Source organism: Streptomyces sp. NPDC086766 (assembly GCF_044746005.1).
Taxonomy (GTDB): domain Bacteria; phylum Actinomycetota; class Actinomycetes; order Streptomycetales; family Streptomycetaceae; genus Streptomyces.
Window position 1 is genome coordinate 75,082 of record NZ_JBIVBI010000017.1, and the last position, 23,432, is coordinate 98,513.

Here is a 23,432-nt window from a genome sequence, read left to right on the forward strand (position 1 = left end):
CTCCTTATTATTGGAACCCGCAGTTTCCCTGCGGCACACCTTCCCCCCTCCACCCCCCACAGAGAGGTCGCCCCCGTGATCACGCTCTCCGGGCGCCGGGCCCGCATCCTGGCCGCCACCACCGCTACGGCCGGGCTGGTGCTCGTGGCCGGCTGCACCTCGAGCGGCAGCGGCGGCAAGACGTCCGCCGGCGGGGTCGACGTCGTCAAGGCGGGGCGGCTGACCACCTGCACCCACCTGCCCTACCCGCCCTTCCAGTCGGAGATCGACGGCAGGGTCCAGGGCTTCGACGTCGCACTCGTCGACCTGGTCGCCAAGGACCTCGGGGTGAAGCAGCAGATCCTCGACACCCCCTTCGAGAACTTCAAGACCGGCGCCTTCCTCAACTCCGGCCGGTGCGACCTCGCCGCGGCCGGCATGACGATCACCCCCGAGCGCAAGAAGAACGTCGACTTCTCCGACCCGTACTTCAACGCCACCCAGGCCGTCCTCGTCGACCGCAAGAGCGGCGCCGCCTCCTTCGCCGACCTCAAGGCCAAGGGCAGGAAGCTCGGCGCGCAGGCGCAGACCACCGGCGAGGACTACGCGAAGAAGCGGGGCTTCGACCCGATCTCCTTCGAGTCCTCCGACGCCCTCCTCAACGGCCTGCGGACCGGCCAGGTCCAGGGCGTCGTCATCGACTACCCGGTCGTCCAGGGCTGGCTCAAGGACAAGGCCAACGCGGGCGCCTTCAAGGTCGTCGACAACCTCGACACCGGCGAGCAGTACGGCTTCACGGTGAAGAAGGGCAACACCAAGCTCCGCGCCGCGATCAACAAGGCGATCGCGGACGCCAAGGCCGACGGCACGTACAAGAAGCTGTACGAGCGGTGGATCGGCCCGTACGACGCCGCCGCGGCCTCGCCCTCCGCCTCATGACGAACGCCACCGGCACCCCCGTGTCCCCCGTCCGCCCGCGCGGGAAGGGCCTCACCCGGCGCCGGAGGCGCAGGCTGTCCCGCGGGGTCCAGTACGCCGTCTTCGTCGCCGCCGTGCTCGCCCTCGCGGTCACGGCGGACTGGGGACGGCTGCGGAACCAGTTCGCGCAGCCCGGCATCGCCGAGCAGATGTTCCCGGACGTCATCACCCTGGCGCTGAAGAACACCGTGCTCTACACCCTGTCCGGCTTCGCCGTCGGGCTGGTGCTCGGCATGGTGATCGCGCTGATGCGGCTGTCGTCCGTCGGCCCCTACCGCTGGCTCGCGGGCCTCTACATCGAGGTCTTCCGCGGCCTGCCCGCCCTGCTGATCTTCATCTTCGTCGGCGTGGCCGTGCCGCTGGCCTTCCCCGGCACGGAGGTCGTCGGCGGGACGTACGGCAAGGTCGCCCTGGCGCTCGGCCTGGTCTCCGCCGCGTACATGGCGGAGACGATCCGGGCCGGGCTCCAGGCCGTCCCCAAGGGGCAGACGGAGGCGGCGCGCTCGCTGGGCTTCTCGCCCGCGCGGGCCATGGTCTCCATCGTCGTCCCGCAGGCCTTCCGGATCATCCTCCCGCCGCTCACCAACGAACTCGTCCAGCTCTTCAAGGACTCCTCGCTGGTGCTGTTCCTCGGTGTCACCCTGGAGGAGCGCGAACTGTCGAAGTTCGGGCGCGACCTGGCCAGCACGACCGCCAACTCCACGCCGATCCTGGTCGCCGGCCTGTGCTACCTGCTGGTCACGATCCCGCTCGGCTTCGTCGCCCGCCGTATGGAGGCCAAGGCCCAGGAGGCCGTCAAGTGAGCACCCCCGAGATCCTCATCCGCGACCTGCACAAGTCCTTCGGCGGCAACGAGGTGCTGCGCGGCATCGACCTGGAGATCGGCCGGGGCGAGGTCGTCTGCGTCATCGGCCCCTCCGGCTCCGGCAAGTCGACCCTGCTGCGCTGCGTGAACCTGCTGGAGGAGCCCACCCGGGGCCAGGTCGTCGTCGGCGGCACCGAACTGACCGACCCCGACGTGGACATCGACGCGGCCCGCCGCCGGATCGGCATGGTCTTCCAGCAGTTCAACCTCTTCCCGCACCTGACGGTGACCGAGAACCTCACGCTGCCGCAGCGCCGGGTGCTGCGGCGGGACCGGGCGACGGCGGCCCGGGTGGCCGCCGAGAACCTGGAGCGCGTCGGGCTGTCGGAGAAGGCCGGCGCCTGCCCTTCCTCCCTCTCCGGCGGCCAGCAGCAGCGCGTCGCCATCGCCCGCGCGCTCGCCATGGGCCCGGAGGTGATGCTCTTCGACGAGCCGACCTCGGCGCTCGACCCCGAACTGGTCGGGGACGTCCTCGCCGTGATGCGGATGCTCGCCGACGAGGGCATGACCATGATGGTGGTCACCCACGAGATGACCTTCGCCCGCGAGGTCGCGGACCGGGTCGTCTTCATGGACGGCGGAGTGGTCGTCGAGGACGGCGCCCCGGACCAGGTGATCCGGAACCCCGCCCACGAGCGCACCCGCCACTTCCTCTCCCGCCTGCTCGACCCGGCGATGGCCGAGGTGGGGGAGGAGACCTCCGACCGGGTGGGCGGGAAGCGGCCGTGACTGACTAGGGTGCGGGCATGAGCGATGACGCCGTGCTGCAGGTGAGGGGACGGGTCCTGGTCGGCCCGGACGAGGTCCGCGACGAGGTGTGGGTCGTCGGCGGCCGGATCTCGTACGAGCGGCCCGCCGCCGCCCGTGACGTCCCTACCGTCGAGGGCTGGGCGCTGCCCGGTCTCGTCGACGCGCACTGCCACGTCGGCCTCGACGCGCACGGCCCGGTCGCCGACGACGTCTCCGAGAAGCAGGCGCTGACGGACCGGGACGCCGGCACCCTCCTGATCCGGGACGCCGGTTCGCCCTCGGACACCCGCTGGATCGACGACCGCGAGGACCTGCCGAAGATCATCCGGGCGGGCCGCCACATCGCCCGCACCCGCCGCTACATCCGCAACTACGCCCACGAGGTGGAGCCCGAGGACCTCGTCGCCTACGTCGCCCGGGAGGCCCGGCGCGGTGACGGCTGGGTCAAGCTGGTCGGCGACTGGATCGACCGGGACCTCGGCGACCTGTCGGCCTGCTGGCCGCGCGAGGCGGCCGAGGCGGCGATCGCGGAGGCCCACCGCCTGGGCGCGCGCGTCACCGCGCACTGCTTCGCCGAGGACTCGCTGCGGGACCTGGTGGAGGCCGGGATCGACTGCGTCGAGCACGCCACGGGCCTGACCGAGGACCTGATCCCGCTGTTCGCCGAGCGCGGCGTCGCCATCGTCCCGACCCTGGTGAACATCGCCCTCTTCCCCAAGCTCGCCGACGGCGGCGAGTCGAGGTTCCCGCGCTGGTCGGCGCACATGCGCCGGCTGTACGACCGCCGCTACGACACCGTCCGCGCCGCCCACGACGCCGGAATCCCGGTGTACGTCGGCACGGACGCCGGGGGCACGCTGCCGCACGGACTGGTGGCGGGCGAGGTCGCCGAGCTGGTGACGGCCGGCATCCCGCCCGTCGAGGCCCTCTCGGCGACCACGTGGGGCGCCCGCCGCTGGCTCGGGCGGCCCGGCCTGGACGAGGGCGCGCCCGCGGACCTGGTGGTGTACCCCGAGGACCCGCGCGCGGACGTACGGGTCCTGGCGGCGCCCCGCCGCGTGGTGCTGAACGGCCGGATCGTCGGCTAGGACGCCGGTGCGGTCCCGGGGCCGCCCGGCCGTGTCGGGTTGACGGGACGTGACCGGGGCCCGGCCGGGGCGTTGTGCACTCCGTCGTGTGCGCCGGTCGTCGCCCCGCACCTCCGCGGGGATCGGGATGTGAGGGTGACGCCGGCGAACACAGGTGCCCAGAGATTCGAAAAGACTCCCGAAATCGCCACGATGGGGTGAAGTCACGCAGGATCTCCGCCTGTTCACTCTCAGTGCGTAATTCTTGCCGGGTCCCAAGCACGTCTCACTGGGGGTCCCACACCTTGAACGGCACCACCTTCCGCCTGCCCGCGCGCCGTTGCGCCACCGTCGCCGCGGTCACCGCCCTGGCCGCGGGCCCGCTGACGCTGACCGGCGCGGGCGCCGCGCACGCGGCCACCGACCATGGCCGCGCGACCGCCGTCGTCCTGCGCACCGGACTCGACGTCTCCCTGCTCGACAAGACGGTGAACGTCCCGCTCTCCGTCTCGCTCAACGAGGTCCGGGCGCCGCAAAGCGCCGACAGGACCGCGCTGACCGCCCGGCTGGACGGCGTCGACGGCGGAAGGCCGTTCAGCGTGCTCCGCGCGGACGTGGCCTCGGCCAGGGCGACCGCGGACGGGAGCGGGGCCGAGGGCGCGGTCCGTCTCACCCATGCCCGCCTCCACCTCCCCGGACTGCCCCTGCTGGCGCTCATCGAGGTCGAGGACGTCACCGCCAGGGCGACCTGCGCCCCCGGGAAGGCACCGGTCGCCGCGGCGAACGCGCTCGGCTCGGTCACCGTGCTCGGAAAGAAGGTGACGCTCACGGCGGGCGGCACGACCGACGTACGGGTGCCGGGCGTCGGCGAGGTGCGCCTGGACCTGTCGAAGCGGCAGACCACGTCCCGTACGGCCGCGGCCACGGCACTGCGACTCCGCGTCTCGGTCGACCCGTTGAAGCTGAACGTCGCCGAGGTCGAGGGGACCGTGACCCTCGCCGAGGCCACCTGCCGCACCCCGTCGGCACCGGCCGGATCCACCCCGACCGAGCCGCCCGCGCAGTCCGCGCCCCCCGCCTCCGGCACCGGGGCCCAGGCCGCGCCCGCGTCCCCCGCGCCCGACATCAGGACCCAGGGGGCACCCGCGAAGTCGGACCTGGCGGAGACCGGCGGCAGCACCCTGACGCCCTACCTGGCGGCCGGCTCCGTCGCCCTCCTCACGGCGGGCGGAGGAGCGTTCGCCCTGGCCCGCCGCCGCCGGGGGTGACGCGCGGGGGCGCCGGGCGCGGCTGATGCGCGGGGGCGGCGGGGGCTGTTGGGCGGGGCTGGCTGGTGCGGTCCGCGTGCCGGGGCGGATGGGACTCCGGCGGGTCGGGTGGACCGGCCGGGGCGACGCGCCGGGGCCGCCGGGGTCGTTGGGCGGGGCTGGCCGGCGCCGCCGGCGTTCCGGGGTGCCGCCCGGGGCCCGGTCTACGCCCCCGTCGTGGCGCCGAGCGCCCGCTCCAGTGCGCGCAGGAAGCCGTCCACCGTGGCCCGGTCCCGTACCGCCAGGCGGAGCCAGTCCTCGCCCAGGCCCGGGAAGGTGTCCCCGCGGCGCACCGCGTACCCGAGGGCGCGCAGCCGCCGTCGTACGGTCGCCGCCTGCGGTACGCGGACCAGGACGAAGGGGCCCTCGGCCGGTCCGGCCACCCGCACCCCGCGGGACGCGAACGCGCCCAGGCCCGCCACCAGGTGGGCCCGGTCGGCGGCGACGCGGTCGGCCGCCCGGGCCGCCTCCGCGAGGGCGCGCGGTTCCACGCACGCCTGCGCCGCCGTGAGCGCCGGCGTGGACACCGGCCACAGCGGCTGCGCCCGCTCCAGCTCCGCGATGGTCTCCGGGGCCGCCAGCACGTACCCGATCCGCAGGCCGGCCAGGCCCCACGTCTTGGTCAGGCTGCGCAGCACCACCAGGCCTGGCACGTCCGTCCGCCCGGCCAGCGCCTCCCGCTCACCCGGCACCGCGTCCATGAAGGCCTCGTCCACCACGAGCGTCCGCCCCGGGCGGGCCAGCGCGGCGACGGCCGCCGCCGGGTGCAGCACCGACGTGGGGTTGGTCGGGTTGCCGACCACCACCAGATCCGCGCCCTCGGGCACCACCGCGGGGTCGAGCCGGAAGCCGTCCTCCGCCCGCAGCAGCACCCGCCCGACACTCTGCCCCGCGTCCCGCAGCGCCGCCTCCGGCTCCGTGAACTGCGGGTGCACCACCACCGGCTGACGCACCTTCAGGGCCCGGGCCAGCAGCACGAAGGCCTCCGCGGCTCCCGCCGTCAGCAGCACCCGCTCCGCGGGCAGCCCGTGCCGTGCCGCCACCGCGGCCCGCGCGGCCCGCCCGTCCGGATAGGCGGCCAGGCCGTCCAGACAGGCGGCGATCCGCTCCCGCAGCCACCCCGGCGGGGTGTCCGCGCGGACGTTCACGGCGAGATCGACCAGTGCCTTGCCGTCGTCGCGCACCTCGGCGTCCCCGTGGTGCCGCAGGTCGGGGCCCTCCCCGGCGGCCGCCCCTACGGTGTCCTCAGTGCGCATGGGAGGGGGAGTGCCCGCCGTGGTGGTGCCCGTGCCCGTGTCCGTGGTGGTGGCCGTCGTCGGCCGGGTGGAAGTGCGGCTGCTGGGGCATGCCCACCTTGTCCTCGAAGCCCGGCAGCGCGATCCGGTACACGCACGAGTCGCAGTTCATCCGCAGATCGCCCCCGACGGCCTCCCGGTAGCGCTCCATCACCAGGTCCAGCAGCTCCGGCTCCGGGCCGATGACGTCCGCCGACCGCACCTCCACCTCCGGGTGCGCCGCCGCCCAGTCCTCGGCCTGCCTGCGCACCCGGTCGGGAAGGATGCCGGTGAACAGGAAGTACGGCAGCACGACGATCCGCCGGGCGCCGAGCCGGGCGCACCGGTCCAGCCCGCTCGGCACGTCCGGCGCCGCCAGCGACACGAACGCCGTCTCCACGCCCGCGTATCCGCGCCCCTCCCACAGCAGCCGCGCCGCCTTGCACACCTCGGCGTTGGCGTCCGGGTCCGTCGAGCCGCGGCCGACCAGCAGCACCGTCACCTCCGCCCGCTCCTCGGGCGCGGGGCCGCCGAGCGCCTCGTCCAGCCGCCGCTCCAGCACGCTCAGCAGCGCGGGGTGCGGGCCCAGCGGACGGCCGTAGGTGTACGAGATCCCGGGGTGCCGCTCCTGCTCCCGGGCCAGCGCCGCGGGGATGTCGCCCTTGGCGTGCCCGGCGGCCACCAGCATCAGCGGCACGGCGGCGAACCGGCGTACGCCCCGCTCCACGAGTTCGGTGACCGCCTCGCCCAGCGGCGGCGGGGACAGCTCGATGAAGCCGCCCGCGACGGGCAGTTCGGGGTGGCGGCGGCCCAGCTCCCGCACGAAGGCGCGGAACGCCTCGGCTCCGGCTTCGTCCCGGGTGCCGTGACCGGCGATGAGCAGGGCGGGCGGCGGGGTGGTCACGGGGTCTCCTTCGCGGTGGGGTGGTACAGCAGGGCGTTGAGCGCGGCGGCGGCGACCGCCGAACCGCCCTTCTCGGACACGTTGCTCACGGCGGGCAGTCCGCTCTCCCGCAGCGCGGCCTTGGACTCGGCCGCCCCGACGAAACCGACGGGCAGCCCGACGACGAGCGCCGGCGCGGCGTCCAGCGTGAGCAGCTCCTCCAGGGCGGTCGGCGCGCAGCCGATCACCCACAGCGCTCCGGGGCCGACGTCCTCGTAGGCGAGCCGGATCGCGTGCGCCGAGCGGGTCAGCCCGGGGCCGGAGCGGGCGTCCCTCAGCCGGCAGACGGTGTCGCGCCGGGTGATCCCCGCGGCCACCATCTCCACGTCCACGACCACGGGCGCCCCGGCGTGCAGCGCGGCGTGCGCCGTGACCAGCTCCTCCTCGTCGAGGACGAGGTCGTCGGCGTAGGCGAGGTCGGCGCTGGAGTGGATCACCCGCTCCACCACCGCCCGCGTCAGGGGCGCGAGGTGCGAGGTGTCCAGGCGGGCGCGCAGCCGCCGGAACGACTCCTGCTCGATGGGATGGACCACACGGTTCACCGGGCCTCCTCCTGCCGGCCGCCGGGCCGGGTGTCCTGCCAGCGGTAGCCGCGCGGGGTGACCATGCGGCCGGCGATCTCACGGGTCGCGGTGTTGCCCACCGTCACGACCGTCATCATGTCGACCCACGCCGGGTCCAGTTCGGCCAGGCTGGTCAGCCGGCTGGACTCGTCCGGCCGCGAGGCGTTGCGGACGACCCCGACGGGGGTCGCCGGCTCCCGGTGGGCGGCGAGGATCGCGAGGGCCTTCGGCAACTGCCAGTCGCGGCCCCGCGAGCGCGGGTTGTAGAAGGTCACGACGAGGTCCGCCTCGGCCGCCGCCCGCACCCGCCTCTCGATGACCTCCCACGGCGTGTGCAGGTCGGACAGGCTGATCGAGACGTGGTCGTGGCCGAGCGGCGCGCCGAGCAGCGCCCCGGCCGCGAGGGCCGCCGTCACGCCCGGCACACCGACCACGTCGATGTCGTCGGACGCCTCCGCGAGGGCGGGGGAGGCCATGGCGTAGACGCCGGCGTCCCCGCTGCCGATGAGGGCGACCGCGTGCCCGGCACGGGCCTCGGCGACCGCGGTGCGCGCCCGCTCCTCCTCCGCGCCGAGCCCCGACTCAAGGATCCGGGTGCCGGGAAGCAGCAGGTCGCGGATCTGGTCGACGTACTGGTCCAGCCCGACCAGCACACGCGCGCGCCGGAGTTCGGCCCTGGCCCGCGGGGTCAGCAGGTCCCGTGCGCCGGGCCCCAGCCCGACGACGGCGAGCCGGCCGCGTCCGGGCCGCCGCACGACGGCGCAGGTCGCCCGCGCCGGTTGCCCGTCGGCGCGCTCCGACTTCCGTTTGGGGACGAGGAGTTCACCGCCGCGGGCGAGGGCGGCGGCCTCCGCGACCGACGGGGTGCCGACCGCGGCGAGCGGCGCGTCGGACGGGTTCGGCACCTCGACCGCCGCCAGCTCCCCGGCGGTGTACGTCACCAGGGGCACCCCGAGCCGTTCGGCCGCCTGGACGATGCCGGGCTCGCCGGCCTTGGCGTCGACGGTGGCGAGTTCGGCGAGGGAGCGGACGCAGAGCCCGGCGTCCCGCAGGGCGTCCTCGACCAGCCCGAGCACCTCCTCGACGGGGGCGCCCCGGGAGGCGCCGACGCCGACGACGAGGGACGGCGGGCGCAGCAGCACCTCCCGCTCGCCGGGCGCGACGGCCCGGTCGGTCAGCCGGACCGTGTACGCCCCCTCCCGGGCCAGCGGCAGCGGGGGCAGCGGCCAGGCCACCTCGGCCGCCAGCGCCACCGGCTCGCCGTCCAGCAGCGCCCGCGACACGGCCGCGACGTCGCCCTCCACCGGCAGCCCCAGGGTGTCGAGGCCGGGCAGTCCGACGGAGTCCGTCGCCGTCGTCACCACCGGTGCGGCGCCCAGCACCTCGCCCACCTCCCGGGCGAGGTCGTTGGCCCCGCCGGCGTGCCCGCCGATCAGCGACACGGCGAACCGCCCGCCCTCGTCGACGCACACCACACCGGGGTCGGACGTCTTGCCGTCCAGCAGCGGCGCGACCAGCCGGACCACCGCGCCCGTGGCCAGGAAGCACACGAGCCGCTCGCACTCGGCGAAGGCGGCCCGTACGGCGTCCCCGACGGGCCCGTCGTACACCCGGGTACGGTCCGGCCAGGCGGCCGCCAGCCGGTCACGGGCGGCCGTGCCCGCCGCGGTGGCGGAAATGAGGCCGATCACTGGGCAACTCCTTCGATGTCGACGCCGGCGCCGGTACCGAGGTCGGTACCGGCGCCGGTATGCGCCGGGGGCCGCACGCCCCACAGCAGGAACACGGGATTGGTCGCCGCCAGCCGGGTCACGTCCCCCGGCAGCGGCGCGAGCCGCGACGACTGCAGCAGCACGCCGTCGCAGGTGAACCCGGCGGCGGTGAGCGCCTCGCGGGCCGCGGGCACCCGGTCGAGCGCGGCCATCGCGACCACGACGGTGCGCCGGGCCCGGCGGGCGCACGCGGTGACGACGGCGGGCAGTTCGCGGCCCCCGCCGCCGACGAACACGGCGTCGGGATCGTCGCCCAGCCCGGAGAGCGCGTCCGGCGCCGCGCCGTGCACCACGGCCACACCGACGCCGTGCGCGGCGGCGTTGGCGCGGATCCGCTCCACCCCGTCCGCCGTCCTCTCCAGGGCGACCACGGCGGCGCCGAGCCGCGCGCACTCCACGGCGACGGAGCCCGACCCGGCGCCGACGTCCCACACCAGGTCACCCAGGCGCGGCCCGAGCCGGGCCAGGGCCAGCGCCCGCACCTCGAACTTGGTGATCATCGAGTCGCGGTGCACGAACGCGTCCTCCGCCAGCGCCCAGCCGGCCGGTGCCGCGGGCGGTCCGGCGACCGTCCGCGCGGCCCCGAGCACACGCGTCTCGTCCAGGCACAGCACCACGCTCACCGCCGTACCCCAGTCGTGGGCCGCGGCCTCGGCGGGCGTGACCCGGCGCACCCGCTCGCCGTCCGGGTCGCCGAGCGCGGCGGCGACGACGAGCACCCGGTCGCCGTGGTCCGGGGCCAGCGCGGCGCCCAGCTCGGCCGGCCCGGCGCCGGGCCCGGTCAGCACGGCCACCTTCGGGTGCGCCCGGCAGGCGTTGACGGCCGTCCGCAGATCCCGTCCGTGCGCGCTCACCACCACCGCGTCGTCCCACGGCAGCCCGAGCCGGGCGAAGGCGGTGGCGACGGAGGAGACGCCGGGCCGCACGTCGAGCCGCCCGGCCCCGAACCGCTCCGCCAGCGCCCGCACGATCCCGAAGAACCCGGGATCGCCGGAGGCCAGCACCACCACGGGCCGGTCCTTCGCGACGTACTCCCCGATCGTGTCCAGGGCGGGGGCCAGCGGGCCCAGCACGATCCGCTCGGCCGTCTCCGGCAGCGGTACGGCGTCCAGGTGCCGCCGGCCGCCCACCACGAGCTCCGCCCCGGCCAGCACCCCGCCGTCCGGGAGCGCGCCGGTGCCCGCGCCGACGACCGTGATCACGTGCTCGCACCCCGCGCGCGCAGGGCCCGGCGGGCCTCCGGGTCGGCCTTGCGGAAGCCGTGGAAGTGGCCCGGGTGGTACAGGTGCGAGCGCGTGCCGTGGGCGTCGAGCGCCGGACCGACCAGGAACAGGGTGTGCTTCCAGAGCCGGTGCTCCTTGACGGTCTCCTCCAGCGTGCCGACCGTGCACCGCACGACCAGCTCCTCCGGCCAGGTCGCCTGGTACGCGACGACGACCGGCGTGGACGTGGGATACCCGCCCTCCAGCAGCTCCCGCACGAGCTGGCCGCTGCGGGCCGCCGACAGGAAGATCGCCATGGTGGTCCCGTGCCGGGCGAACTCGCGCACCTCCTCGCCGGGCGGCATCGGCGTCTTGCCGCCGCCCAGCCGGGTGAGGACCACCGACTGCGCGACCTCGGGAACGGTCAGCTCCCGCTGCGCGAGGGCGGCGACGGCCGAGAACGCGGAGACCCCGGGCACGACCTCGGTGGCCAGGCCGATCGCCGCGCACCGGTCGAGCTGCTCCTGGGTGCCGCCCCACAGCGCCGGGTCGCCGGAGTGGATACGGGCGACCCGCAGCCCCTCCGCGTGCGCCCGCTCGTACACCGCGACGACGTCCTCCAGCGACAGGGCCGCCGAGTCCAGCACCTCCGCGTCCGCGCGCGCGTGGTCGAGCACCTCCGCCTGCACCAGGCTGGCCGCCCAGATCACGATGTCGGCCTCGGCGATCGCGCGGGCGGCGCGGAACGTCAGCAGGTCGGCGGCGCCGGGGCCGGCACCGACGAAGGTCACCTTGCCGGTGGGGGCATCGGCCATGGGATCGGGTCCTCTCGTGCGGAATGTCATGGTGTGTACGGGGTCGGGCGGGGCCGGATGTGCGCAACCGGGGCCTGATCCGATAGCAAGGGCACATGGCGGTCTTCGTCGCGCTGGGCGCGTTCCTGATGACGCTGGCCGGGGGCTGGACGGCGCAGCGGGTGACCGACCGCCGTCATCTGGTCCTGGGGCTGGCCGGCGGGCTGATGCTGGGCGTGGTCGGCCTGGACCTGCTGCCGGAGGCCTTGCGTGCCGCGGACGCCGAGGTGTTCGGCGTACCGGCGGCCCTGCTGCTGTTCGTGGCGGGCTTTCTCGTCGCCCACCTGGTGGAGCGCCTGCTGGCCGGCCGCCGGGCGGCGCACGGCGCCGAGGAGCACGTCCACCGCGCGCCCGAGGTGGGCCTGACCGCGGCGGCGGCGATGGTCGGGCACAGCGCCATGGACGGCCTGGCGATCGGCGCGGCCTTCCACGTGGGCGGCGGCATGGGTCTCGCCGTCGCGGTGGCCGTCATCGCCCACGACTTCGCGGACGGCTTCAACACCTTCACCCTCACCACCGTCTACGGCAACGAACGCCGCAAGGCGATCGGGATGCTCGTCGCGGACGCGGTGGCACCCGTGGTGGGCGCGGCCCTGGCCGTCTTCCTCACCATCCCCGAGAAGGTGCTCGGCGGGTATCTCGGCCTGTTCGGCGGGGCCCTGCTCTACCTCGCCGCGGCGGAGATCCTGCCCGAGGCGCACCACGAGCACCCGGCACGCTCGACCCTGTTGTGCACGATCGCGGGCGCGGCCTTCATCTGGTTGGTGGTGGGCCTGGCGGGCTGAGCCGGCCCGGAGACGGCTCACAGCTTCCCGCCCCGCCCGCCGTCGCGCCGCGCGGGCGCAATCAGCGTCGACAGATACGGCAGCGTCTCCCCGTCGAGGTCCGAGGCCGGCCGGATCGACTCCTCCGGCAGCCCGAGCGCCGACCCCCACACCGCGTCGCCGATCCGCCCGGTCTCCCGCAGCGCCTCGGCGACCTCGCCCGCCTGCCGCCCGAATTTGTAGGCGACCACCGTGCCCGGCCCCGCGAGGGCGTCCTTCAGCACCGCGGACCCGGCGGTGACGGGCACGAGCGTGAGCGGCTCGGTGCCCTCGGTCAGCACGGCCCCCGAACGCGCCGCAAGATCCTGCATCGCGGTGATGCCGGGCACGGTCTCCACCACGGTGCCCGGCACCAGCGCGGCGACGGTGTGCGCGAGATAGGTGAAGGTGGAGTACACGTTCGGATCGCCGATGGTGGCGAAGGCGACGCTGCCGCGCTCCCTCAGCAGCCCGGCGACCCGTTCGCCCGCGGCGTCCCAGGCGGCCTCCCGCCGCGCCCGGTCGGTCCGCTCGTTGAGCGCGAACACCACCCGCAGCACCTTCTCCGCGGGCACGTAGTGCAGCACGGTCGCCTCGGCCCGCCCCCGCTCCAGGGTGTCCATCACGGGGACGACGACGACCTCGGCCGCGCGCAGCGCGTTCACGCCCTTGACGGTCACCAGCTCCGGGTCGCCGGGCCCGACCCCCACCCCGATCAGCCTGCTGCTCATGACGTCCGGCACCTCTCGACGAACCGACGGGCGACACCGGGCGCGGACGCCCAGTGCGTGTGCAGATAACTGGCGTGCACACCGCGCTGTACGAAACCTTCGACCCGCCGTCGAGGAGCGCGCACGCCCCAGGCGGGGTCCGCCCCCGAGCCGGGCTCGACGACGGTCCGGTGGAACTCGTGGCCCCGCATCCGCTCCCCGGCGGCGGCGAGCGCGCTGTCGCCGAGGGCCACGGCGTCCCGGTAGCCGAGGGTGAGCCGCTCGCTCATCCGGGCGGACGCGTCGAGCACCCCGCACATCGGAAGCCCGTCCAGCTCCCGGCACAGGTAGAGCAGCCCGGCGCACTCGGCGGCCACGGGAGCCCCGGACTCGGCGAGGGCCGCGACCGCCTCGCGCAGCGGCTCGTTGGCGGACAGCTCGGCCGCGTACACCTCGGGGAAGCCGCCGCCGATGACCAACCCGCTCGTCCCGTCGGGTAGTTGCTCGTCACTCAGGGGGTCGAAGGGGACGACCTCGGCGCCCGCGGCGGTCAGGAGTTCCGTGTGCTCGGCATAGGAGAAGGTGAAGGCCGCACCACCGGCGACAGCGACCCTCAGGTCCTGGGGGTACCCCCTGCCCGAGGAGCTCGAAGGAGTTCGAGGACGATGCCGTTCGGGCCGAAGCGGGGGGCTGGGGGCGGCAGCCCCCGGGGACGGGACGGGAAGGGGCGGAGGGGGCGAGGAAGCCAGGGCCTCGGCCGCGTCCCACGCCGCACACGACAACGCCCCCGCCCCGCGCGCCAGCGCCATCAGGGCGTCCAGGTCGCATCCGCCGGACACCTGCGCCGCCATCGCCGCGACCGCGGCCACCGCGTCCGTCCGCCGCTCGGCGACCGGCACCAGCCCCAGATGCCGCGACGGCGTGTCCACCTGCGGCGCCCGCCGCAGCACCCCGAAGACCGGCACCCCGACGGAGTCCAGCGCCTCCCGCAGCAGCTCCTCGTGCCGGTCCGAGGCGACCTTGTTCAGGATCACGCCCGCGACCCGCACCTCCGGATCGAAGGAGGCGAACCCGTGCACCAGCGCCGCCACGGACCGCGACTGCGACGACGCGTCCACGACCAGCACCACCGGCGCCCGCAGCAGCTTCGCCACCTGGGCGGTGGACGCCAGTTCGCCCTCCCCGGCGGCCCCGTCGTACAGCCCCATCACGCCTTCGACGACGGCCACGTCGCACCCGCGCGCGCCGTGCGCGAACAGCGGCCCGACGAGTTCCGGCCCGCACAGGTACGCGTCGAGGTTGCGCCCCACCCGCCCGGTGGCGAGCGCGTGGTACCCGGGGTCGATGTAGTCCGGCCCGACCTTGTGCGGGGACACGGCGAGCCCCCGCGCGGTCAGCGCGGCCATCAGCCCCGTGGCGACGGTGGTCTTGCCGCTGCCCGACGCGGGCGCGGCGACGACCAGCCGGGGCACGGACGAGGGGGACGACGTCAGCACGGCCTCACCACTCGATGCCTCTCTGGCCCTTCTGGCCCGCGTCCATCGGGTGCTTGACCTTGGACATGTCGGTGACGAGGTCCGCGAAACCGACCAGCTTCTCCGGCGCGTTCCGCCCGGTGATCACCACGTGCTGGGTGCCCGGCCGGCCGCGCAGCACCTCGACCACCTCGTCGGTGTCGACCCAGCCCCAGTGCATCGGGTACGCGAACTCGTCGAGCACGTACAGCCGGTACGTCTCGGCGGCCAGGTCCCGCTTGACCTGCTCCCAGCCCTCCCGGGCCTTCTGCTCGTTGTCCATCTGGGCGTCCCGCTGGACCCACGACCAGCCCTCGCCCATCTTGTGCCAGTCGACCGTGCCGCCCTCGCCGGAGGCGCCCAGCACCCGGAGCGCGTTCTCCTCGCCGACCTTCCACTTGGCCGACTTGACGAACTGGAACACCCCGATCGGCCAGCCCTGGTTCCAGGCGCGCAGCGCCAGCCCGAAGGCGGCCGTCGACTTGCCCTTTCCGACCCCGGTGTGCACGACGACCAGCGGCCGGTTGCGGCGCTGACGGGTCGTCAGGCCGTCGTCCGGCACGGTACTCGGCTGTCCCTGCGGCATTACGCGGCCCTCCTGGTCCCCTGCACGTCCCTCACCAAGCCGGCGATGCTGTCCGCCCGCAGCTCGTCCAGCGTCACCGCCGTACCGCCCAGCTCTCCCGCGAGCTGTCCGCCCAGGCCCAGCCGCACCGGGCCCGACTCGCAGTCGACGACCACCGACGCGACCCGCTCGGCCGCGAACAACCGGGCCGCGCGCCCCGCGAGGGCGACCGGCTCCGGGCCGCCGGTGGCCCGGCCGTCGGTCACCACCACCACGAGCGCCCGCCGCGCCGGGTCCCGCAGCCGTTCCACCCGCAGCACCTCGTGCGCCTTGAGCAGTCCGGCGGCCAGCGGCGTACGGCCCCCGGTCGGCAGCTTCTCCAGCCGGGCCGCCGCCGCGTCCACGGACGACGTGGGCGGCAGGGCGACCTGCGCGTCCGTGCCGCGGAAGGTCACCAGTCCCACCTTGTCCCGCCGCTGGTAGGCGTCCAGCAGCAGCGACAGCACCGCTCCCTTGACGGCGCCCATCCGCTGCCGGGCCGCCATCGATCCGGAGGCGTCCACCACGAACAGCACGAGGTTGCCCTCGCGGCCCTCCCGGGTCGCCTGCCGCAGATCGTCCCGGCGCACGACCAGCCCCGGCCCGGAGCGGCCCCGCGCCCGCTGGTGCGGGGCCGCGGCCAGGACGGTGGCCGCCAGGTGCAGCTTCGAGAGCGCCCCCCGGGGCCGCCGGGCCCCGGTCGTCCTCCCGTGCTCGGTCCGCGCCCGCGAGCGCCGCCCGGCGGCGCCCTCGCCGATCCCGGGCACGCTCAGCACCTTCGCGCGGAAGGGCTCGGCGGCGCGTGCCGGTGCCTGCTCGCCGGAACCCGCGCCGGAGGCCTGCGGTTCCGGGTCCTCCGCGGCCCCCGGCCGCGCCGACGCGTCACCGTCCTGCGGGCCGCCGTCCGGCGCCGGCCGGCCGCCGCCCCCGCCCGGCCCGTCCGGACCGGGATCGTCGTCGCCCCCGCCCTCGCCGCCTTCGCGCTCGCCCCCGCCCTCGCCGGAGAACTCCTCCAGCGTCTCGTCCAGCTTGTCCTCGTCCAGCCCCGGCGCGTCGAACGGGTTCCGGCGCCTGCGGTGCGGCAGCGCGAGCAGCGCGGCCTGCCGTACGTCCTCGGCGAGCACGTCGGTACGGCCCGCCCAGGCGGCCAGCGCGGTCGCCGTACGCGCCATCACGATGTCGGCGCGCATCCCGTCCACCTCGAAGGCGGCACAGGTCGCCGCGATCTGCCGCAGCGCCCCGTCGCCGAGACGCACCGACGGCAGCAACTCGCGTGCTGCCACGATCCGTTGCTGTACGGCGGCTTCCTCGTCCGCCCACCGCGCGGTGAAGGCGGCCGGGTCGTCGTCGTACGCGAGGCGCCGGCGCACCACCTCCACCCGCTGGTCGGGCTCGCGCGAGGCCGCGACCTCCACGGTCAGCCCGAACCGGTCGAGCAGCTGCGGCCGCAGCTCGCCCTCCTCGGGGTTCATGGTGCCGACCAGCAGGAAGCGCGCGGCGTGCCGCACGGAGACGCCCTCGCGCTCGACGTACGAGGCGCCCATCGCGGCCGCGTCCAGCAGCAGGTCCACGAGATGGTCGTGGAGCAGGTTGACCTCGTCGACGTAGAGGATGCCGCGGTGCGCGTCGGCGAGCAGGCCCGGTTCGAAGGCCTTCACGCCCTCGGCGAGCGCCCGCTCGATGTCGAGGGCGCCCACCAGCCGGTCCTCGGAGGCGCCGACCGGCAGCTCCACCATCCGCGCCGGGCGGGACGCGGACGCCCCCGGCGCGTGGGGCCCGTCCGGGCACGCCGGATCCGGCGCCGCGGGGTCGCAGGAGAACCGGCACCCGGAGACGACGTCCACCTCCGGCAGCAGCGCCGAAAGCGCCCGCACGGCCGTGGACTTGGCGGTGCCCTTCTCGCCGCGCACCAGCACACCGCCGACCGCCGGTGACACGGCGTTCAGCAGCAGCGCGAGCCGCAGGTCGTCCTGGCCGACGACGGCCGTGAACGGGAACGGGGTACTCACTTCTCGTCGCCCTCCAAGTCGCCTTCCAGCTCCAGATACGTGGCGCGCAGCCGCTCCAGCGTGTCCGCGTCCGGCTCGGCCCACAGGCCGCGGTCGGCGGCCTCCAGCAGCCGTTCCGTGATGCCGCGCAGCGCCCACGGGTTGGACTTCTTCATGAAGTCCCGGTTCTCCGCGTCGAAGACGTACTCCGAGCTGAGCTTCTCGTACATCCAGTCGTCGACCACCCCGGCCGTGGCGTCGTACCCGAAGAGGTAGTCCACGGTCGCCGCCATCTCGAAGGCGCCCTTGTAGCCGTGCCGCCGCATCGCCGCCATCCAGCGCGGGTTGACCACGCGGGCGCGGAAGACGCGGTGGGTCTCCTCGCCCAGGGTCCGCGTCTTCACCTGGTCGGGCACGGCGGAGTCGCCGACGTACGCCTCGGGGCTCGCGCCGGTCAGATGGCGCACCATGGCGACCATGCCGCCGTGGTACTGGAAGTAGTCGTCGGCGTCGACGAGGTCGTGCTCGCGGGTGTCGACGTTCTTCGCCGCCACCGCGATCCGCCGGAACGCCGTCTCCATGTCCCCGCGCGCCGCCCGCCCGTCGAGCCCCCGCCCGTACGCGTAGCCGCCCCACACCGCGTACACCTCGGCGAGGTCGGCGTCCGAGCGCCAGTTGCGGGCGTCGATCAGCGGCAGCAGCCCGGCGCCGTACGCCCCCGGCTTGGAGCCGAAGATCCGGGCCGTGGCGCGCCGCCGGTCGCCGTGCCGCGCCGCGTCCTCGTCCACGTGTGCCCGTACGAAGTTGGACTCGGCGGGCTCGTCCAGCTCCGCCACGGCCCGCACCGCGTCGTCGATCAGCCCGACCACGTGCGGGAAGGCGTCCCGGAAGAAGCCGGAGATGCGGACCGTCACGTCGATGCGCGGCCGGCCCAGCTCCGCGAGCGGGACGACCTCGAAGCCGGTCACCCGGCGCGAGGCGTCGTCCCACACCGGGCGGCAGCCCAGCAGGGCGAGGATCTCGGCGATGTCGTCGCCCTGGGTGCGCATCGCGGACGTGCCCCAGACCGTGAGGCCGACCGAGGTCGGGTACGCGCCGGTGTCGGTCAGGTACCGCTGCACCAGCGAGTCGGCGAGCGACTGCCCGACCTCCCAACTCAGCCTGGAGGGAATGGCCTTGGGGTCGACGGAGTAGAAGTTGCGGCCGGTCGGCAGGACGTTGACCAGACCGCGCGTGGGGGAGCCCGACGGGCCCGCCGGAACGTAACCGCCGTTCAGCGCCCGGAGGATGTGGCCGATCTCGTCGGTGGTCCGCGCCAGCCGCGGGACGACCTCGGTGCAGGCGAACTCCAGCACGGCCACGGCGTCCGGGACTTCGGCGCCGAGGGCGTCACGGACCAGGGCGGGTGCCGCCGAGACGTCCCACGCCCGGGCCTCCATCCCCTCCGCGACCCGCCGGCACAGCTGCTCCAGCAGGTCGATCGCGTCGGCGGCCGTGTGCCCGGGACCGTCGACCAGGTCCGTCAGCTCCACGGGCACCTTCACCGGGGCGCCGGGCTCGGCCAGCAGCTCCTTCTCCACCAGCCCGAAGTGGGCGGCGATCGAGGCCCGCAGGCCCGGCAGGGCGTTCGCCCGCCCGCCCCACACCTGGGAGGCGCGCAGCACGGCGAGCACGAGGTTCACCCGCGCCTCGCCGACCGGGCCGCCGCCCAGGACGTGCAGTCCGTCGCGGATCTGCACGTCCTTGATCTCGCACAGGTAGCCGTCGATGTGCATCACGAACTCGTCGAACGCCGCGTCGTCCGGCTGCTCGTCGACGTGCAGGTCGTGGTGCAGCTCGGCGGCCTTCACCAGGGTCCAGATCTGGGCCCGGACGGCCGGGGCCTTCGCCGGGTCCAGATCCGACACGAGCGCGTACTCGTCGAGCAGTTGCTCCAGCTTGGCGAGATCGCCGTAGGTGTCCGCGCGGGCCATCGGCGGCACGAGGTGGTCGACGACCGTGGCGTGGCCGCGCCGCTTGGCCTGGGTGCCCTCGCCGGGGTCGTTGACGATGAAGGGGTAGACCAGGGGCAGGTCACCGAGGACGGCGTCCGGCGCGCAGCCCCCGCTCAGCCCGAGTCCCTTGCCCGGCAGCCACTCCATCGTGCCGTGCTTGCCCATGTGGACGATCGCGTCGGCGCCGAAGGAGTTCTCCAGCCAGCGGTAGGCCGCCATGTAGTGGTGCGACGGCGGCATGTCGGGGTCGTGGTAGATCGCGATGGGGTTCTCCCCGAAGCCGCGGGGCGGCTGGATCATCACGACGACGTTCCCGAACCGCAGGGAGGCGAGCACGATGTCGTCGCCGTCGACGTACAGCGAGCCCGGCGGCTCGCCCCACGCGTCGAGCATCGCGGCCCGCAGTTCCGGGTCGAGCGCGTCGAACCAGGAGCGGTAGCCGGCCAGCGGCACGCGCGCGGGCGCGGCGGCGAGCTGCTCCTCCGTCAGCCACTCGACGTCGTGGCCGCCCGCCTCGATGAGCCGGTGGATCAGCTCGTCGCCGTTGTCGGGGTAGTCGGTGAGCGCGTACCCGGCGTCCCGCAGGGCGTCGAGGACCCGTACCGCCGAGGCCGGGGTGTCGAGGCCGACCGCGTTGCCGACGCGCGAGTGCTTGGTCGGGTAGGCGGTGAAGACCAGTGCGAGCCTCTTCTCCGCGTTCGGCTTGTGCCGCAGCCGCGCGTGCCGTACGGCGATCCCGGCCACGCGCGCGGCACGCTCCGGGTCGGCGACGTACACGGGGACGTCGTCGGGGCCCTGCTCCTTGAAGGAGAACGGCACGGTGATCAGGCGCCCGTCGAACTCGGGGATCGCGACCTGCATCGCCGCGTCCATGGGGGACAGGGCGGCGTCGGACTCCTCCCAGGCGGCATGGGAGGAGGTGAGGCAGAGTCCCTGAAGCACGGGCACGTCCAGCTCGGCCAGTGCCCCGACGTCCCAGGACTCCTCGTCCCCGCCCGCGGAGGCCTGCGAGGCGTGGGTGCCGCCGGCGGCGAGCACGGTGGCGACCAGGGCGTCGGCGCGGCCGAGGAGCTCGTACAGCCCGGGGTCAGCGCCGCGCAGCGAACCGCAGTACACCGGCAGGGCGTTGGCGCCGTGCGCCTCGATCGCGTCGCACAGGGTGTCCACGAAGGCGGTGTTGCCGCTCAGTTCGTGGGCCCGGTAGAACAGCACGCCCACGGTCGGGCGGTCCGCGGCGGAGGGGCGGTCGCCGTGGACGCCGTACTCGGGCATCCGCTGCGGCTCGTCGAAGCCCTCCCCGGTGAGCAGCACCGTGTCGGACAGGAAGCGGGCGAGTTCGGCGAGGTTGCCGGGCCCGCCCTCGACGAGGTAGCGCAGCGCTTCCGCGACCACTCCGGCCGGCGCCGACGACTCGGCCATCAGCTCCGCGTCCGGCACGCTCTCCCCGCCGAGCAGCACGGTCGGGACGCCGGACGCCCGCAGCGCGTCGAGTCCGTCCTCCCAGGCCCTTCTGCCGCCGAGCAGGCGTACGACGGCGAGGTCCGCGCCGTCGAGCAGGGCGGGCAGTTCGGTGTCGACGTCGACCCGGGTCGGGTTGCCGATCCGGTACGCGGCGCCGGAGGCCCGCGCCGCCAGCAGATCGGTGTCGGCGGTCGACAACAACAACACTGTGCTCATGCGGGCGCTCCCGGTGGGATGAAGGGCAGTCCTTGCGGCGCGCCGGACTCGATGAGCCGCCACAGCGCGTCCGTGTCCGCGTGCTGTTCGATCAGGTCGCCGAGCTTGTCGAGCTGCTCCTCGCGCAGCGCGGCGAAGGAGGTGCCGGGGGCGGGGACGAAGCGGCGGCCCGCGGCGGCCGCCACCTCGCGCAGGAAGGCCCGCCGGAAGGCGTCCGACTCCAGCGAGCCGTGCCAGTGGGTGCCCCAGACGCCGCCCACCCGGCAGCCGTCCAGGAAGGGTTCGCCGCCGGTGACCTCGGCGACCCCGTGGTGGATCTCGTAGCCCTCGACCCGCTCGCCGAGCGCCTCGCCGACGGGCCGGGCGAGGGTCTTCTCGCGGGCGAACCGCACCCGCACGGGCAGCAGTCCGAGCCCGTCGACGTGCCCGCGGCGGCTCTCGACCTCGTCCTCGATGTGCTCGCCGAGGAGCTGGAAGCCGCCGCAGACGCCGAGCACCGGCCGGCCCTCGGCCGCGCGCCGGGCGAGCGCGTCCGCCAGGCCCCGCTCGCGCAGCCACTCCAGGGCGCGGACCGTGCCGCGGGTGCCCGGGACGACGACGAGGTCCGCGTCGGCGAGTTCCTCGGGCCGGTCCACGAACCGCACCACGACGCCCGGTTCGGCGGCCAGCGCGTCCACGTCGGTGAAGTTGGACATCAGCGGCACGGCGCAGACGGCGACCCGCAGGACGTCCTCGCCGAGCGGAGGGGCCACCGCGGACTCCCGGACCGCGCCCCGCAGGGAGACCCTCCCCCAAGCTCTCAACTGCGTTCGAGCAGGGGGGACCCCCATCCCGTCCTCCTCGTCGATGCCGAGTCCGTGCCGGAACGGCAGCACGCCGTAACTGCGCCGCCCGGTCAGCCCGTGCAGCATGTCCAGGCCCGGCTCCAGCAGCGAGACGTCCCCGCGGAACTTGTTGACCAGGAACCCGGCGACGAGCTCCTGGTCCTCGGGCGACAGCAGGGCGACGGTGCCGAAGAAGGAGGCGAAGACGCCGCCGCGGTCGATGTCGCCGACCACGAGCACGGGCAGCCGCGCGTTGCGGGCGATGCCCATGTTCACGATGTCGGTGCGGCGCAGGTTGATCTCGGCCGGGCTGCCGGCGCCCTCGCAGATCACCGCGTCGTACGTGCCGCGCAGTTCGGCGAGGCAGTCCAGCACCGTGCCCAGCAGGCGCTGCTGCCGCCCGCCGTGGTACCCGCGCGCGCTCAGCTCGCCGACGGGCCTGCCGAGCAGCACGACCTGGCTGCTCTGCTCGCCGCCCGGCTTGAGCAGCACGGGGTTCATCAGCGCGGTCGGCTCCACCCGGCACGCCTGGGCCTGCATGGCCTGCGCCCGCCCGATCTCGGCGCCCTCGCGCGTCACGAACGAGTTGAGGGACATGTTCTGCGCCTTGAACGGCGCGACCTTGACCCCCTGCCGCACCAGCCACCGGCAGATCCCGGCGGTGACGACGCTCTTCCCGGCGTCGGAGGTCGTACCGGCGACGAGCAGCCCGCCGTTCATCGCCCACGTCCCTTCGCGAGGACGGCGCGCATCGCGAACCGTCCGGCCACGCCGGCGCCCAGGGCGAGCAGGCCCACCCGGCGGGAGAGCCGTACCGCCCGTTCGATGTCACCCACCCGGACGGCGCGCCCCGGTCCGTTGAGCACCGGCCGGTGCTCAACGCGCCCCCCGTACGCGAGGGTGCCGCCGAGCCGCACTCCGAGCGCCCCGGCGAACGAGGCCTCGACCGGGCCGGCGTTGGGGCTCGGGTGCCGTCCGGCGTCGGCCCGCCAGGCACGGACGGCGCCGCGCGGATCGGGCCCGGCCGCGGCCGCCAGTACGGCGGTGAGCCGCGCCCCCGGCCACCCGGCGAGGTCGTCCAGGCGCGCGGAGGCCCAGCCGTAGCGCACGTGGCGCGGCGACTTGTGCCCGACCATGGCGTCCAGGGTGTTGACGGCCCGGAACCCGAGGAGCCCCGGCACCCCGGCGAGAGCCCCCCAGGTGAGGGCGCCCACCACGGCGTCGGAGGTGTTCTCGGCGACGGACTCCACGACGGCGCGGGCGATCCCGTCGGCGTCCAGGGCCTCGGGGTCCCGCCCGCACAGATGGGGCAGCCGCGTCCGGGCGGCCTCGACGTCCCCGGCCGCCAGGGCCCGCCCGACGGCCCGCGCCTCCCGGGCGAGCGAGGTCCCGCCGAGCACGGACCAGGTGGCGGCGGCGGTCAGGGCGGTGGAGGCGGTGGGGGAGCGGCGTACGGCGGACGCGGCGAGCGCGGCGCAGGCCACGGTGCCGCCCACGCACACGGCGGAGTGCAGCGCCCCCCAGCCCCGGTGGTCACGCCACAGCACGGATTCCACGGCGGCGGCGGCGCGGCCGAACGCGGCGACCGGATGCCCGCGGCGCGGATCGCCGAGGAGCAGGTCGCCGAGGAGGCCGGCGGCGGCGCCGTACGCGAAGACGCGGTCGGCACCCATCGCCTCAGCCGACCGCGGGGGCGGGCGGGACGTCGCTGGTGAACCTCGGATGGGAGCCGCGCATGGCGATATGTCCTCACTCAGGGTGTCC

Annotated in this window: 19 protein-coding genes; 6 read left to right on the forward strand and 13 right to left on the reverse strand. The window is 75.2% G+C overall.

Annotated features, from left to right (window positions below; translation table 11 throughout):
- The first annotated feature begins 75 nt into the window (after positions 1–75).
- The 5 genes from ACIPM1_RS27190 (at position 76) to ACIPM1_RS27210 (ending at position 4,907) form a co-directional block, all read left to right on the forward strand.
- Positions 76–918, forward strand: a complete 843-nt coding sequence (locus tag ACIPM1_RS27190; protein WP_402438986.1) for an ABC transporter substrate-binding protein — start codon at positions 76–78, stop codon at positions 916–918.
- Positions 915–1,760, forward strand: coding sequence for an amino acid ABC transporter permease (locus ACIPM1_RS27195; protein WP_402438988.1), 846 nt, complete (start codon positions 915–917; stop codon positions 1,758–1,760). Before ACIPM1_RS27190 ends, ACIPM1_RS27195 begins: the two co-directional genes overlap by 4 nt.
- Positions 1,757–2,551 carry an amino acid ABC transporter ATP-binding protein gene (locus ACIPM1_RS27200; protein ID WP_402438989.1) on the forward strand — a complete coding sequence of 265 codons (795 nt, stop codon included), beginning with the start codon at positions 1,757–1,759 and terminating at the stop codon, positions 2,549–2,551. Before ACIPM1_RS27195 ends, ACIPM1_RS27200 begins: the two co-directional genes overlap by 4 nt.
- 17 nt (positions 2,552–2,568) lie before the next feature.
- Positions 2,569–3,660 carry an amidohydrolase family protein gene (locus tag ACIPM1_RS27205; RefSeq protein ID WP_402438990.1) on the forward strand — a complete coding sequence of 364 codons (1,092 nt, stop codon included), beginning with the start codon at positions 2,569–2,571 and terminating at the stop codon, positions 3,658–3,660.
- A gap of 284 nt (positions 3,661–3,944) precedes the next feature.
- Positions 3,945–4,907 (forward strand): SCO1860 family LAETG-anchored protein, encoded by a 963-nt coding sequence (locus ACIPM1_RS27210; RefSeq protein WP_402438992.1) that lies wholly within the window; start codon positions 3,945–3,947, stop codon positions 4,905–4,907.
- A gap of 203 nt (positions 4,908–5,110) precedes the next feature.
- Here ACIPM1_RS27210 and cobC read toward each other — a convergent pair whose 3' ends face one another.
- The 6 genes from cobC to cobM are packed head-to-tail and all read right to left on the reverse strand — an operon-like array spanning position 5,111 to position 11,515.
- A complete protein-coding gene (cobC, locus tag ACIPM1_RS27215; RefSeq protein WP_402438994.1) occupies positions 5,111–6,202 on the reverse strand; it encodes an Rv2231c family pyridoxal phosphate-dependent protein CobC in 1,092 nt (363 codons plus the stop codon).
- On the reverse strand, positions 6,192–7,124 hold the full coding sequence (locus ACIPM1_RS27220) for a sirohydrochlorin chelatase (protein WP_402438996.1): 933 nt from the start codon (positions 7,122–7,124) through the stop codon (positions 6,192–6,194). Before ACIPM1_RS27220 ends, cobC begins: the two co-directional genes overlap by 11 nt.
- A complete protein-coding gene (locus ACIPM1_RS27225) occupies positions 7,121–7,705 on the reverse strand; it encodes a precorrin-8X methylmutase (RefSeq protein ID WP_402438998.1) in 585 nt (194 codons plus the stop codon). The genes ACIPM1_RS27220 and ACIPM1_RS27225 overlap by 4 nt, the downstream gene beginning before the upstream one ends.
- Positions 7,702–9,417 carry a precorrin-3B C(17)-methyltransferase gene (gene cobJ / locus ACIPM1_RS27230; RefSeq protein WP_402439000.1) on the reverse strand — a complete coding sequence of 572 codons (1,716 nt, stop codon included), beginning with the start codon at positions 9,415–9,417 and terminating at the stop codon, positions 7,702–7,704. The genes ACIPM1_RS27225 and cobJ overlap by 4 nt, the downstream gene beginning before the upstream one ends.
- Entirely contained in the window at positions 9,414–10,700 is a 1,287-nt protein-coding gene (cbiE, locus tag ACIPM1_RS27235; RefSeq protein WP_402439002.1) for a precorrin-6y C5,15-methyltransferase (decarboxylating) subunit CbiE, read from the reverse strand. The genes cobJ and cbiE overlap by 4 nt, the downstream gene beginning before the upstream one ends.
- The gene (gene cobM, locus ACIPM1_RS27240; RefSeq protein ID WP_356186714.1) at positions 10,697–11,515 is read right to left on the reverse strand and encodes a precorrin-4 C(11)-methyltransferase; all 819 of its coding nucleotides are present in this window, start codon (positions 11,513–11,515) and stop codon (positions 10,697–10,699) included. Before cobM ends, cbiE begins: the two co-directional genes overlap by 4 nt.
- A gap of 95 nt (positions 11,516–11,610) precedes the next feature.
- Here cobM and ACIPM1_RS27245 point away from each other — a divergent pair, with 95 nt between their 5' ends.
- The gene (locus ACIPM1_RS27245; RefSeq protein WP_402439004.1) at positions 11,611–12,339 is read left to right on the forward strand and encodes a ZIP family metal transporter; all 729 of its coding nucleotides are present in this window, start codon (positions 11,611–11,613) and stop codon (positions 12,337–12,339) included.
- A 17-nt stretch (positions 12,340–12,356) separates the two neighbouring features.
- Here the strand turns inward: ACIPM1_RS27245 and cobI are convergent, their stop codons facing one another.
- Genes cobI through ACIPM1_RS27280 form a run of 7 tightly spaced genes read right to left on the reverse strand, consistent with a single transcriptional unit; the run spans position 12,357 to position 23,341 of the window.
- A complete protein-coding gene (cobI, locus tag ACIPM1_RS27250; RefSeq protein ID WP_356186709.1) occupies positions 12,357–13,088 on the reverse strand; it encodes a precorrin-2 C(20)-methyltransferase in 732 nt (243 codons plus the stop codon).
- Positions 13,085–14,563, reverse strand: coding sequence for a cobyrinate a,c-diamide synthase (locus tag ACIPM1_RS27255; protein ID WP_402439006.1), 1,479 nt, complete (start codon positions 14,561–14,563; stop codon positions 13,085–13,087). The genes cobI and ACIPM1_RS27255 overlap by 4 nt, the downstream gene beginning before the upstream one ends.
- Before the next feature lie 4 nt (positions 14,564–14,567).
- A complete protein-coding gene (cobO, locus tag ACIPM1_RS27260) occupies positions 14,568–15,167 on the reverse strand; it encodes a cob(I)yrinic acid a,c-diamide adenosyltransferase (RefSeq protein ID WP_356186707.1) in 600 nt (199 codons plus the stop codon).
- Positions 15,167–17,194 (reverse strand): putative cobaltochelatase, encoded by a 2,028-nt coding sequence (locus tag ACIPM1_RS27265; protein WP_402439008.1) that lies wholly within the window; start codon positions 17,192–17,194, stop codon positions 15,167–15,169. The genes cobO and ACIPM1_RS27265 overlap by 1 nt, the downstream gene beginning before the upstream one ends.
- Positions 17,191–20,844: a cobaltochelatase subunit CobN gene (gene cobN / locus ACIPM1_RS27270; RefSeq protein ID WP_402439010.1), complete on the reverse strand. Its 3,654-nt coding sequence runs from the start codon at positions 20,842–20,844 to the stop codon at positions 17,191–17,193. Before cobN ends, ACIPM1_RS27265 begins: the two co-directional genes overlap by 4 nt.
- Positions 20,841–22,388, reverse strand: coding sequence for a cobyric acid synthase (locus tag ACIPM1_RS27275; RefSeq protein WP_402439012.1), 1,548 nt, complete (start codon positions 22,386–22,388; stop codon positions 20,841–20,843). Before ACIPM1_RS27275 ends, cobN begins: the two co-directional genes overlap by 4 nt.
- Entirely contained in the window at positions 22,385–23,341 is a 957-nt protein-coding gene (locus ACIPM1_RS27280; protein ID WP_402439014.1) for a cobalamin biosynthesis protein, read from the reverse strand. Before ACIPM1_RS27280 ends, ACIPM1_RS27275 begins: the two co-directional genes overlap by 4 nt.
- Between the last annotated feature and the right edge of the window lie 91 nt (positions 23,342–23,432).